The 12,085-nt window shown below is 55.2% G+C and carries 13 protein-coding genes; 2 read left to right on the forward strand and 11 right to left on the reverse strand.

Features of this window, described 5'->3' with window-relative positions:
* Positions 1 to 105 precede the first annotated feature (105 nt).
* A complete protein-coding gene (gene rfbB, locus ACP5OT_RS09425; RefSeq protein WP_424675194.1) occupies positions 106 to 1,134 on the forward strand; it encodes a dTDP-glucose 4,6-dehydratase in 1,029 nt (342 codons plus the stop codon).
* Positions 1,135 to 1,313: 179 nt separating this feature from the next.
* Here the strand turns inward: rfbB and ACP5OT_RS09430 are convergent, their stop codons facing one another.
* Both ACP5OT_RS09430 and ACP5OT_RS09435 read right to left on the reverse strand, forming a co-directional pair.
* A complete protein-coding gene (locus ACP5OT_RS09430; RefSeq protein ID WP_424675193.1) occupies positions 1,314 to 1,517 on the reverse strand; it encodes a hypothetical protein in 204 nt (67 codons plus the stop codon).
* On the reverse strand, positions 1,505 to 2,236 hold the full coding sequence (locus ACP5OT_RS09435; RefSeq protein ID WP_015941791.1) for a TIGR00730 family Rossman fold protein: 732 nt from the start codon (positions 2,234 to 2,236) through the stop codon (positions 1,505 to 1,507). Before ACP5OT_RS09435 ends, ACP5OT_RS09430 begins: the two co-directional genes overlap by 13 nt.
* Before the next feature lie 67 nt (positions 2,237 to 2,303).
* On the opposite strand from ACP5OT_RS09435, the gene ACP5OT_RS09440 reads away from it, so the two are divergent.
* Positions 2,304 to 2,885 (forward strand): thymidine kinase, encoded by a 582-nt coding sequence (locus ACP5OT_RS09440; protein WP_424675192.1) that lies wholly within the window; start codon positions 2,304 to 2,306, stop codon positions 2,883 to 2,885.
* Positions 2,886 to 2,964: 79 nt separating this feature from the next.
* Here ACP5OT_RS09440 and ACP5OT_RS09445 read toward each other — a convergent pair whose 3' ends face one another.
* The 9 genes from ACP5OT_RS09445 to ACP5OT_RS09485 form a co-directional block, all read right to left on the reverse strand.
* A complete protein-coding gene (locus ACP5OT_RS09445; protein ID WP_424675191.1) occupies positions 2,965 to 3,627 on the reverse strand; it encodes a PspA/IM30 family protein in 663 nt (220 codons plus the stop codon).
* Between the two features lie 244 nt (positions 3,628 to 3,871).
* Positions 3,872 to 4,588, reverse strand: a complete 717-nt coding sequence (gene rsmG / locus ACP5OT_RS09450; protein ID WP_424675190.1) for a 16S rRNA (guanine(527)-N(7))-methyltransferase RsmG — start codon at positions 4,586 to 4,588, stop codon at positions 3,872 to 3,874.
* Complete coding sequence (gene nadD, locus ACP5OT_RS09455) at positions 4,585 to 5,208, reverse strand: nicotinate-nucleotide adenylyltransferase (RefSeq protein ID WP_424675189.1); 624 nt, start codon at positions 5,206 to 5,208, stop codon at positions 4,585 to 4,587. Before nadD ends, rsmG begins: the two co-directional genes overlap by 4 nt.
* A 12-nt stretch (positions 5,209 to 5,220) precedes the next feature.
* Positions 5,221 to 5,463 (reverse strand): hypothetical protein, encoded by a 243-nt coding sequence (locus ACP5OT_RS09460; protein ID WP_424675188.1) that lies wholly within the window; start codon positions 5,461 to 5,463, stop codon positions 5,221 to 5,223.
* A gap of 12 nt (positions 5,464 to 5,475) precedes the next feature.
* Positions 5,476 to 6,378, reverse strand: a complete 903-nt coding sequence (locus ACP5OT_RS09465; protein WP_424675187.1) for a hypothetical protein — start codon at positions 6,376 to 6,378, stop codon at positions 5,476 to 5,478.
* A 106-nt stretch (positions 6,379 to 6,484) separates the two neighbouring features.
* The gene (locus ACP5OT_RS09470) at positions 6,485 to 7,123 is read right to left on the reverse strand and encodes a hypothetical protein (protein ID WP_424675186.1); all 639 of its coding nucleotides are present in this window, start codon (positions 7,121 to 7,123) and stop codon (positions 6,485 to 6,487) included.
* A 172-nt stretch (positions 7,124 to 7,295) separates the two neighbouring features.
* Positions 7,296 to 7,979, reverse strand: coding sequence for an N-carbamoylsarcosine amidohydrolase (locus ACP5OT_RS09475; RefSeq protein WP_428111415.1), 684 nt, complete (start codon positions 7,977 to 7,979; stop codon positions 7,296 to 7,298).
* Positions 7,980 to 8,051: 72 nt separating this feature from the next.
* Positions 8,052 to 9,989 carry a hydantoinase B/oxoprolinase family protein gene (locus ACP5OT_RS09480; protein WP_428111413.1) on the reverse strand — a complete coding sequence of 646 codons (1,938 nt, stop codon included), beginning with the start codon at positions 9,987 to 9,989 and terminating at the stop codon, positions 8,052 to 8,054.
* A gap of 43 nt (positions 9,990 to 10,032) precedes the next feature.
* A complete protein-coding gene (locus ACP5OT_RS09485) occupies positions 10,033 to 12,078 on the reverse strand; it encodes a hydantoinase/oxoprolinase family protein (protein ID WP_428111411.1) in 2,046 nt (681 codons plus the stop codon).
* Between the last annotated feature and the right edge of the window lie 7 nt (positions 12,079 to 12,085).

Genomic DNA, 12,085 nt, shown 5'->3' on the forward strand with positions numbered 1-12,085 from the left:
CCAAGCGATCATATTCGTATGTTAGGATACAGGTTAGACTGTTGCTTGCCCATTTGTATCTAGAAAGCTAACCTGTAAGTTTTCGTGAAAGGATTCGACCAACCTATGCGAAATCTTCTCGTGACCGGTGGAGCCGGCTTTATTGGTAGCAACTTCGTGCATTATATGCTCGGCAAATACGACGATTATCGCATCGTCGTGTACGATAAGCTGACGTATGCCGGTAATCTTGCTAATCTGGCACCGGTTGCTAACGATCCGCGGTTTATCTTTGTGTGTGGCGATATCTGTGATATCGATGCAGTGCGGGAAACAGTGCGCACGTATGATATCGATACCATCATCAATTTTGCCGCCGAGACACACGTCGATCGCTCAATTATGGCGCCCGATGCCGTAGTGCGCACCAATGTAAACGGTACGTGGGCATTACTGGAAGTGGCACGTGAACTGAAACTCGAACGTTTTCACCAGATTAGTACCGACGAAGTGTACGGCGCTATTCCGGCCCCGCGCCGTTCGCGTGAGGGTGATCCGCTCGAACCACGCAGTCCCTATTCGGCCAGCAAGGCCGGAGCCGAACATCTCGTCTACGCTTACTACATCACCTACGGTGTACCAATCACGATTACTCGCGGCTCGAATAACATCGGCCCTTATCATTATCCCGAAAAGGCGGTCCCCCTCTTTACCACCAACGCCATCGATAATCTACCCTTGCCGATCTACGGTGATGGTCTCCAGGTGCGCGATTATCAGTATGTGCTCGATCATTGTGAAGCCATCGATGTCGTACTGCACAAAGGCCAGATCGGTGAGGTCTACAACGTTGGGACTGAGGTCGAGACGCCAAATATCGAGATGGCGCGCAAGATTCTCGATATTCTCGGCAAGCCGCATACTCTCATTCAGCACGTTGCCGACCGTGCCGGTCATGATCGCCGCTATGCCCTCGATTGCTCGAAACTGCGCGCGCTTGGGTGGCGTTCACGCCATACCTTCGATGAAGCGCTGGAAAAGACGGTACGCTGGTTTGTTGAAAATGAAGCGTGGTGGCGCCCGATCAAGTCAGGTGAGTATATGGAATACTACCGTCGCCAGTATTTTGAACGCAGTGGGTATCCGGTGGTGTAGAATAGGTGTTGGTTAGTGGGCCGTCGGCGATGGGGGTGTATCAATTGTTCGGTAGGGGTTGGGTTTACTGCCCATCCCTACCACTTGGAGGACCAACTGAAAAGGTGTGCAATGGCACACGTTACGAGTTGGATATGCTCTCGCCTCTCTCCTATTTGGCTTTATGTACTGTCTGTGGTTCATTGTGCCGGGCGAATCTCAACGAGATACCCGTCGTTCGTGCGGCGAAATCGGACATAGCGCGGGGCCGGTGGCAGTTGACGGGCGCGTAACTCTTGCTCAACACGAGCGATAATTGTCGGCCAGAGACCGGCCTCGCCTTGGTAATAACTGCGGAGCAAGGCACATAGCTCCGGATCGGCTTGCCATATCAGCGTGTCCACGGATCGCCGCCTTTCCGTGCGACATGTTGTCGGTACGATTCGACAATCAACGTACAAATCTGTTGTGGGTCATCACAGACTTGTAGGCGGTTAACATCGGCTTGATCGATGGTGCCATTTGCCAACAACGTAGTACGTGCCCAATCGATCATTCCTTTCCAGAATTCAGAACCGTACAACACAATGGGAAAATCGTGAATCTTACCGGTTTGAATAAGAGTTAATGCCTCAAATAGCTCATCTAACGTACCGAAGCCGCCTGGAAAAATCACAAATGCGTGCGCGTATTTGACAAACATAATCTTGCGCACAAAGAAATAGCGAAAACGGACTTCAAGATCGACAAACGGATTTGCACCGGTTTCAAACGGTAATTCAATGGTACAGCCTACCGATCGGCCACCACCGGCGCGCGCACCTTTATTGGCCGCCTCCATCAGGCCGGGGCCACCACCGGTAATAATCGTGAAGCCGGCCTCTGCTAATAGTCGTGCAGTTTCGGTAGCTGCGGCGTAGATCGGTGAGTCAGGTGGAATCCGAGCCGAGCCGAAGATCGAGACGGCTGGCCCCAGGCCGGCCATATTCTCGAACCCTTCAACAAACTCGCCCATAATCCGTAGCACGCGCCACGTGTCAGTATGAATAAAATCGTGTGGTTGGCGGTACGGATCGGTACGCAGCAGACGTTCATCTTCGGTTTGGCGTGATGTGTACGGCATATATGCTATACTCCGCAAGTTAATGTGCGATGTCGTCACTAGCATACTACAAGTTGAGGGAAAAACAATGACTCGTCCAAGTGATGGCGGCCGCATCGAGGTGATTTGCGGCTGTATGTACAGCGGCAAGACCGAAGAGTTGATCCGACGCATGCGACAGGTACGAATTGCACGTCAATCGTACCGGATCTTTACGCCGCGAATGGATACGCGGTATGCCGAAGGACACGTAGCAAGCCATAGCGGTAGTCGGCTTGAGGCGATCACGGTTGCGACGATGCGCGAGATTCTGGCCTATGCCCAAGATGTGCAGGTCGTAGCGATTGACGAGCTGCACCTGTTCGATGACGATCCGGCCGAGATGGTGCGTGGTTGTCAGGTATTGGCCGACCGTGGCGCGCGGGTGATTGTAGCCGGTCTTGACCTCAACTATCGCGCCGAACCGTTTCCGGCAATGATGCACCTCTTGGCTCTTGCCGAACAGGTCGATAAACTGTACGCCATCTGCGTCAAGTGTGGTGCATACGCCACCCGCTCACAGCGACTGATCGACGGCAAGCCGGCGCCGGCTAACGCACCGACTATCGTTGTCGGCGGTCTCGATATGTACGAAGCGCGTTGCCGGGCTTGCTACGAACCGGCGCTGTAATGGCTGTAATGGTACGATAACAACACGGGCAGGTCGGCGACCTGCCCGTACTCGTGCGCGTAACGGCAGCTTACTTAGATCAAGCCATCCCTAACTTGCGCTTCAGCTCGGCCAGTTCGGCATCCACTTCAGTCTCTTTCTCAAGATTACGGAAACGGGCCTCCAGTGAATCGCCTTCGAGTTTTGCCATTGCCTCAGCACGGGCCAAGCGGTCGTCAACCTTCTCTTCAAGCTGATCGAGCTTATCGAGGGCACTGACCCGACCAATCGAAGCGGCTGTGCGCTGCAATGCTTCTTGGGTCTGGGCGCGGTTCTTCTTGGCAATGATCAGCTCTTTGCGGGCCTTGACCTCGGCAATACGGGTTTCGAGATCGATCAATGCTTGTTGCAAAGCTTCCACTTGCTCTTCCTGGGCCTTTTCTTGCGCGCGATACTGCTCGGCCAACTTTTGGGCTTGCACTTTACGGGCAAGAGCTGCTTTGGCTAAGTTCTCGTCGCCGGCTCGCAGCGCGCGTTCGGCCTTGATCTGCCACTGCTCGGCTTCGGCTTCGGCGGCTATCCGACGCTGCTCGAGCCGAGTTTCATCGGCCATCGCCTGGGCAACTCCAGTACGCGCTTCGTAGAGCTCGTTGGTCAGTTGGCGTAGATATTCGTTTGCCATCTTCTCCGGATCCTCTGCCTTATCAAGCATGGCATTGATATTGGCACCTATCAAATCTTTGATGCGGCCGAGAATGGACATGGACACTCCTCCTTTAGATGCCTAGGCCGGTACTGATGGTCGCGGAATGGTGGCGATGAAATGATAGCTGTATTGTAACACGCCACTTCTTCCTTCACAACCATTGATCTGTACGAAACATCGGCGGAAGAAGTTTCAGGAGGTAGTGCCGATTCTTTCGGGTACGTGAGGGTTATAATGGCCGACAGGCCGGGATACCGATTGCACGAACGTTGCAGCGCCGTTTTGACCCTGCTTTACAAGGTTACAATGGTCGACGGGCCGGGATGCCGATTGCGCGTGGGAAGCGTGATGGTGTGGGGGCAATTTTGGTGATGATAACGAGACTACGCGGCTCCTCGCCGGGGATATGCACCGGCTCATATGCACTCACTTCACCGCCAAGTGCGTGCAAGGCGTGCTGTGCTGCTGCAATTTCGTCGGCCGGGTCGTGGCCTTTGGGTGCCAGCAAGCGACCACCCATCCGTAACAATGGAAGCGCATATTCGACCAATACGCGCAACTCGGCTACTGCGCGGGCAGTGACTACCTCGTACTGCTCACGTTCGGCCGGATTACGTCCGACTATTTCGATCCGCTCATTTAGCACCCGCACGTCGGTTAGCTCAAGGCATTCAATCACGTGGCGCAGGAATGCGGCCTTCTTGCCGGTAGCTTCAACCAAGGTGACCGGCAGGGTCGGATAGGCGATTTTAAGGGGTAAGGCCGGAAATCCGGCGCCACTGCCAATATCGATCAGATTTGCCGGTGCTGTTCGCCAATCGCGGGCTAAATAGAGTGAGTCGAGCAAGTGCCGTCGGATCATCGCCGAACGGTCACGTATTGCCGTTAGGTTGAAACGGTCATTCCAGATGATCAGCTCATCGAGATAGCGCTGAAACTGAGCATATTGGTGTTCGGAGAGCGGAATACCCCACGCAGTGGTCGTTTCAATTAGCAACCGTTCGCTGTTGCCGGTCATGTATGGCTGTCCTCGGTTTGATACAAATGATGGTGTTGAATGTACGTATAGACGGCGTCGGGCAACTGGTAGCGGACCGGTCGTCCGGTTGCCAGTCGTTGGCGTAAATCGGTACTCGAAATGGCGAGTTGTGGCCCATCGATCATGGTGATACGGTTATGCAACGGAGGAACGGCGGCCAATAATGCCGGTAGGTCTAGGGTATAGCCGGGTCGCTTCACCACCACGAGCTGAGCGAGCCGGGCAATCTGGTGAGGTTCACGCCAGGCAGGCAGTTCCGCCGCAGCATCGGCGCCGATAATCAGATAGAGTTCGGTATCTGTGCCGTACTGTTCTCGGCAAATGCGCAATGTATCAACCGTATACGACGGCGGTGGACGGTCGAGTTCGATAGTCGAAGGCGACAGTGCCGGATTATCGGCGCAGGCCAACTGCACCATCGCTAACCGATGATGAGCAGCAGCGAGATGACCGGCTTTGAGCGGTTGGGCTGCGGCAGGAACGATCAAAACCCGATCGAGGTTGCAATACCAACGTGCCTCCTCGACGATTGCCAAATGCCCAAAGTGAATCGGATCGAATGTCCCTCCATAGATGCCCAGCCGACGAATGGTAGTCATACGTGAGGCGGCTCATGCCTCTTGCAGCTCATACGCTTCTTGGAACAGATGCCAAACGAGCCAAACCACATCGTTCTGGTCGTCGGGGTGAAGGTCATCGATATATGGCCAGATCAGCTCTGCGACATCGCTCCGCGGCAAGAGGAACACTCGTTCACCTAGCGCATAATGCAACTGGATGGCTAATTCATCGGCTAACTCTTGGAGATCGGATTCGGGTAGCCGATCATCGGTGGTAAAACGATAGCCGCGCATCAGTCCACCTACCTATCGTTGACGGAGAGCACGTGTGCGTCGATCATCCTCGTAGTATTCTTCTCCTTCGGATTGAGCGAGATGGCGACTAGTAGTTTCGTGTTGACCATTGGCCGATGAGCGGCGGGGAATGAGCGAGTTCTCAGTTAATGTTTCAGCAACAAAATCAAGATATTGGCGAATATCTTCATTATCTTCGAGACTATTAAATGGAATAGTAGCCCCACTCACCGTTTTCACACTTTCACCGATGTCGCGGAGGGTTGCATCGATCCCCTTCACCAAGCCGCGCATCACGGCTGCCAATTCTTCTCGCTCTTGCACCGTCAGATTTGCAAAACCGATCAACGCTTTCTCTTGAGCGCGCAACAAGGTCGCCCGAAGGATGGCAATATCCGCCTGGGTTTGTAATTCGTAGCGACGAACAAGATGGGCTTGGCGAATTTGCTCAACGAGTTCTTCGGAAGTTACCGGTGTCCACAAGAGTGCCGGAATAATGATAAAACCGATGATACCAATAAGGACTTGTTGGATCACCAGCCCAGTACTTTGTACGACCGGTTGAGATGCCCACCATGTCCATTGGATTTCAAAGGAATAGTAGACGAGGTAGAGGGCAGCGATCATGACCGCAACGTATCCCCATGTGCGGGCATTGATCCGTTGTAAGAGCATACCACCCGGTGACCACGGGATGAGGAATGACATTAAACTTGGTGGCGCTAAGACGAGAATGGCGGTATACGCTGCAGCAATAATCCAATTACCGGTCAGTTGACTCTGGACTCCCCACCAGTAAACCGCCGAGCCGATCATGGCGATGAAAGCAAGAATGGCGAGGAGTGACTTTGAAGTAAATTGCCATCCACTCCGGCGGCGTTGTCCACGCACCATTTCGAGATATCGACTACTCACGGCGGTTCCTTTCCTAAGCGAGCGTGTAGCCAACAATGAAGATACAAAAAGCGAGAACAATTATACAACTAACCTGTAACTGTACTGCAACGACATAACGACAGCCTTACGATTGCGGTTGGATATCCGGTGTAATATAGACAAATGTTTCAATCCAATCGGAGTATCCGGCGGCGTGTATCCGTTCGACCAGGGCAGGTGAGAGGGCGGAAAGACCATACGATTGATTAATCTGGTATGGTACCTCCAATGCTAATCTATTTTCTTTTCGGAATATAAAGCGTGCCTGCGCCATAAACTCACCATTGATAATACCAATAAGAACTTTTTGCTCATTAACCGGATCGTACCAGTATAGTTCACTGCGTTTTGTGGTATACGAACGAAGCTCGGAAAAGATTTGACGGTCAAGTTGTTGGCGACGCCATCGTTCTTCATTTGAAAGCGATGGTAGTGTAGGTAACGTGATGGTTGGTATCGGTACAAGCGTTGGTGTTGGTGGTTCAGGTACGGGAGTAGCAACAATAATTGCAGCACTCGTTGGGCTGCTTGTCGAAGGTATAGAAATGCTTTGTGCTGACGGAAAGTCTGTCGGCACAATAGTGGCGCGCAGAGTTTGCGCAAGTGGTGGGAGTGTAGCCGGCAATGGCCCGTTCACATCTACAGTTGTAGGTAGTGTTGACAGACAACCGCTGAGTGCGACGACCACACCTGCCAGAAGGATCCAGCGATATTGGTGGCGCATCGCTGCTGACCAATCTATACTATACTATCTAAAAATTAGGATACCATATTTAGTGACTCATATTTCATTTTACTGCTCTGCATCAGAAGAGTCAAGATGTGAATTTCCTTCCCCAAATCCAGGGAGGGGAAGGAAATATGCTATCAACCGGACGGTCTGGCGGTGGTTGGCGCTATTCGACCGCATCGGTATTGATTGGTGAGGACGGCGCATTCATTGAGCGTCGGTGCAGATACGCTAATACGTCGTTGACGCTTACGACGTCGCCGTATTTTCCGTCAATATCAAAGAGGTTGGCGAGGTGTGGTTCAGGCGCTCGATCACCGACACATTCATGTGGGACAATGACCCGAAAGCCGTGTTGCATCCCATCGACTGCGCTGGCGCGGATACAGCCGCTGGTTGAGCAACCCACCATGATCACTGTGTCGATCCGTAGGGCGGTCAGCGTAGCGGCAAGGTGGGTACCGAAGAAGGCACTGGCATATTTCTTTTCGATCACCAGTTCACCGGCTTGCGGGCGTAGCTCATCAACAATCGCAACCAGCGGCGAGTCGTGGGTGAGTTGGCGTAGTGCCGGTACTTTTTGTACGAATATACCACCGTCGCGGCCATCGGCGGCATAGGCGACGGTAGTGTAGATAACAGGAATGCCGGCGGCGCGGGCAGCCGCCAATACCGGTTGGCTAGCGCGCACTGCATTCGGCACGCCGGGTGCGGCGTATAGCGGAGAGCTGGGGGTGGTGTAGGCCTTGATGAAGTCGATTACCAGCAGTGCCGGTTGTTCGCCGAAGCCGACTCGGCCGGCTAAACCGTGCTGCCGGTAGTCGTCGGTAAGTTGCTCAAAGCGTGTCATAGTTCCTCAGGCGGTTACCCACCGGTGTCGGTGCACCGGTGGGTAGTTGGTCAAGCGAAGCGAGCCTTCTTTCTAGTCGGCTGTGACTTCGTGTTGCTTGACAGGCTGTGCCATACGCTCGCGACGAGCGGCGCGGGCCATGGCCCATCGCACCGGTTGCGGTTTACGCGGTGCCGGCAAGCCGGTCTCGGCTTCGGCATTGGCCAGCAACTCTTCCAGCGGCGGTCCGAAGTCGAAGCCTTTGATTTCGCCACGGGCAGCAGCCAGCTCGGTGCGTTTGGCTTCGGTAGCGGCCACGTCGATGTCTAACGTGTCGGTCAGTACGACGCCGTAGTCATTCAGGGCCTTCTCGCGGCTGACCAACCCGTAGCGTACATCACGCTGCACGGCCTCCGGTGGGCGGGTGAGTGGATCTTTCCAACCGCCGCCACCGGCAGTGCGGTAAATCAATTGATCACCTGGCTCAACCGCAATTTGGTCGCACTTGCTGGGCAATACCTTGCGTGTGCCATCGGTACGCACGAGAATCTTCGTTGACCGACTACCCGGCTTACCGCCGACGTTGCCCCACGGCGGTGTTAACCAGCGGTCGTCGTGGATCGAGATTTCGCCCGGCTCGAGGAAGGTGTAGATCTTCTCGATACCATTCCCACCACGATGGAAGCCGGCGCCACCTGAGTCCATAATACTGGTGTAGCGTTCGATCCGGATCGGATAGTAGCTCTCAAGGTATTCGGTGGGAATGTTGGTAAAGAGCGGCCACCACGAGTGCCCGTCCATTCCGTCGCCAATCGGACGACCGGGAATACCACCGTAGTTGATCTCCATCAGATAGAAGAATTCACCGTCCTTATCGTAGCCGGAATAGAGCAGGTAGGGCGAGGTGCCATAGCCGGCAGCAGTAGTGAACTCGGGCGCACGTTTGGCCAGCGCACCGCCGAGCACGTCGAAGAGGCGGGTGAGGGCATGGGTGCGGCATCCCAGTGCAGCCGGAAACTCCGGCTGGATAAGGCTGCCTTTGGGCATAATGACATGCAGCAGCGGGTAGAAGCCGTCGTTGAACAGGATTTGCGGGTCAAAAACCATAATCAGGTAGACGCCGATGAACATTTTGAACATCGATTCGTTGAGGTAGAAGTTGATCGGCCCCATCGCCTGCGGGTCGGTGCCCGTCCAGTCGAAGTAGGCTTCATGACCCTCGCGCCAGATTGTCAACTTCATCTTAAACGGCCCATTGCCCAGCCCATCATCATCGACATAATCTTCAAACGACTGTGGTTCTTCGGGCAGGTTGCGCACGATCAGTTCCTTCATCGCCCGGTAGGTGCGATCGAGCAGGGCTTGAGTGGCTGCCAGATAGACATCTTTGCCAAAGCGGTCGCACAGCTCGATGACCCGCTTTTCGGCGGTGCGGCAACTGGCAATGATTGCCATCAGGTCGGCGCGGTTCATTTCGGGCTGGCGGACGTTGTTGAGCATGATGTCGAGCACGGCTCGGTTGAGTTTGCCGCGTTCGTAGATCTTAACCGGTGGCAACCGCAACCCTTCGCCGAAGATGGTGGTGGCGTTGGTTGGCAGCGATCCGGGCAGTGGACCACCCACATCTTGGGCATGGCCGAACATGCTGGCCCAGCCAATCAGTTCGCGATCCTCACCCTCGCCGTAAAAGATCGGCAGCATTACCAGTAGGTCGTTGATGTGGCTGATCGCCCCACCGCAGAGGTACGGATCGGAGAGCAAAATGACATCACCGGGTTCGATGGTTTGATCCCAGTTGTCGAGTAAGCCAGCAATATACGAACCAAACTGACCGACGATCATCCGCCCGTGCGGATCGGTGATCATTGGAAACTGGTCGTGCTGCTCACGGATCACCGGGCTCATCGCCGTGCGGTAGAGTACGGCGTCCATTTCGTATCGGGTATTCTTGAGCGCATTCTCGATAATATCGAGCGTGACCGGATCGATCTCGATCTGGGGAATCGACGCAATCTTGAGATTGGTTGCCATCGTTGTTCCTCGCTATTCGTCTTGGTGCAACGCTGCACAGCAGTTAGCTCCGATTGATCAACAGGTTGAAGTACCGATCCACGGTTGCGGTGTGGTGGGGCAGCACCACTGTTGTGCTATCGACTTCAGTGATAATGGCCGGTCCTTCGATCTGCATACCGGGGCGTAGTTTGTTGCGGTCGTAGAGTTTGGCCGTGATCCATTCACCGTGACGGTAGATTTGGTGGTCGCCGGTGTAGGCGCTGCTGGCATCGGCATCACCCGGCTCGGCTTCCGGCAACTCCACCTTCGTCACGCGGCCAATGCCGACTGCGCGCAGATTGACAATCTCGACGTTGCTGTCGAGCATAAAACCATAGGTGCGGTCGTGCAGCTCATTGAAGCGCTGCACCAGCAGCGGGATCAGGTCTTGCTCGAATTCGGCCTCGCTGATCGCAATCGGCATCTCGTAGCCTTGGCGGTAGTAGCGCATATCGACGAAGTAGCGAATCTCTTGGCGGGCGGGCGGGATGGCCTCATTGGTCAGCATCGCCTGTGCTTCTGCGCCCAGTTCACGCAGCATCCCGACCATCTCCTCTTGCTCAACCCGATCGACGGTGCGGATGTAGGTGCGGGCAAACTCGTCGCGATAATCGGCGCTGAGATCACCAAGTGCGCAGAGCAAGCCGGGTGCGGGGGGTACGATCACCGGATAGCAACCGAGCAATTCGGCCAGTGCATTGCCGTGCAGTGGACCGGCTCCGCCGAAAGCCATCAAGGCAAACTGGCGCGGGTCGAAGCCGCGTTGCACGCTGACCAGCCGCAGTGCGCCGAACATATTCTCGTTGACGATGCGCAAAATTCCTTCGGCGGCATCCATCAGGCTGAGGCCGGTAGCATCGGCAATCTTCTGTATCGCTGCCTTAGCTGCAGCCACATCGAGCTGCATCGCGCCGCCGAGGATGCTTGGCGGCAAATAGCCGCAAACTAGATTGGCATCGGTAACGGTCGGTTCGGTACCGCCTTTGCCGTAGCATGCCGGACCGGGCACGGCCCCGGCGCTTTGCGGGCCAACGCGGAGGGCGCGAGTGAGGGTAGGCACGTGGGCTATGGAGCCACCGCCAGCGCCAACCGAGCGTACATCGACCGAGGGCACTTTTACCGGGAAATAGCCCAGGACCGTCTCACGGGCAATGTTCGGTTCGCCCATACAGAGCGAAACATCGGTTGAGGTGCCACCCATATCAAAGGTCAAGATACTAGGATACCCGGCGCGAATGGCAATGTGGAGTGCGCCTGCTACACCTCCTGACGGGCCGGAGAGCAGCGTGTAGACCGGGTTCTCCTCGGTCGTCTCGGCAGTCATCAGGCCGGCGTCCGAGCGCAGGATGTTCAGTTTGGCCTGTACGCCTTGTTGGCGCAGACTCTGATCGAGATTGTGTACGTAAGTCTTGACTTTTGGTTTGACATAAGCGTTCATGGTTGCGGTGAGGGTGCGCTCATACTCGCGAAACTCCGGCAACACATCGTATGAGATTGTCACCGGCAGATGAGGAGCAACGCGCTGAGCAATCGCCTTGAGCCGACGCTCGTGGTCGGGGTTGGCGTATGAGTTGATTAACGAGATGGTGAGTGACTCGATTCCCGAATCGACCAACTCACGGATAACGGCTTCAGCTTGCTCTTCATCGAGTGGGCGAACCACTTCACCACGGGCACTCATCCGCTCACGCACCTCGCGGGTATCGGCCAAGGTTGCTGGTGGTTCCGGCTTAATCATAATCATCCATCCGGCCAGTGGTCCTGGCGTCTGCGAGCGGGCAAGGTGCAGAATCTGCTTGAATCCTTCGGTGGTAACGAGACCGACGCGCGCTCCCTTGCTCTCAAGAATAACGTTTGTCGCGACGGTCGTACCGTGCATAATTTGGGCTACTTGCGAGGGGGCAATCCCGGCCTGTTGGCAGATGGCCGCGATACCGGCCAGCACTGCCTCTGACGGATCATGCGGTGTAGAAGGCGTCTTGTGGCGCCAGTAGCGCCCGCTCTCCTCGTCGAAGAGCATGAGGTCGGTGAAGGTACCGCCGACGTCGACTCCAATACGGTAACTCATGTCTCCA

Origin of the sequence: Chloroflexus sp., from assembly GCF_049970315.1 — a bacterium.
In the GTDB taxonomy this organism is placed as follows: Bacteria; Chloroflexota; Chloroflexia; order Chloroflexales; family Chloroflexaceae; genus Chloroflexus.

Bases quoted from the DNA above. Each gene is read 5' to 3' on its own strand.
- rfbB (WP_424675194.1), top strand. From the start codon at position 106: ATGCGAAATCTTCTCGTGACCGGTGGAGCCGGCTTTATTGGTAGCAAC.
- ACP5OT_RS09435 (WP_015941791.1), bottom strand. From the start codon at position 2,236: ATGCCGTACACATCACGCCAAACCGAAGATGAACGTCTGCTGCGTACC.
- ACP5OT_RS09440 (WP_424675192.1), top strand. From the start codon at position 2,304: ATGACTCGTCCAAGTGATGGCGGCCGCATCGAGGTGATTTGCGGCTGT.
- ACP5OT_RS09445 (WP_424675191.1), bottom strand. From the start codon at position 3,627: ATGTCCATTCTCGGCCGCATCAAAGATTTGATAGGTGCCAATATCAAT.
- rsmG (WP_424675190.1), bottom strand. From the start codon at position 4,588: ATGACCGGCAACAGCGAACGGTTGCTAATTGAAACGACCACTGCGTGG.
- nadD (WP_424675189.1), bottom strand. From the start codon at position 5,208: ATGACTACCATTCGTCGGCTGGGCATCTATGGAGGGACATTCGATCCG.
- ACP5OT_RS09460 (WP_424675188.1), bottom strand. From the start codon at position 5,463: ATGCGCGGCTATCGTTTTACCACCGATGATCGGCTACCCGAATCCGAT.
- ACP5OT_RS09470 (WP_424675186.1), bottom strand. From the start codon at position 7,123: ATGCGCCACCAATATCGCTGGATCCTTCTGGCAGGTGTGGTCGTCGCA.
- ACP5OT_RS09475 (WP_428111415.1), bottom strand. From the start codon at position 7,979: ATGACACGCTTTGAGCAACTTACCGACGACTACCGGCAGCACGGTTTA.
- ACP5OT_RS09480 (WP_428111413.1), bottom strand. From the start codon at position 9,989: ATGGCAACCAATCTCAAGATTGCGTCGATTCCCCAGATCGAGATCGAT.
- ACP5OT_RS09485 (WP_428111411.1), bottom strand. From the start codon at position 12,078: ATGAGTTACCGTATTGGAGTCGACGTCGGCGGTACCTTCACCGACCTC.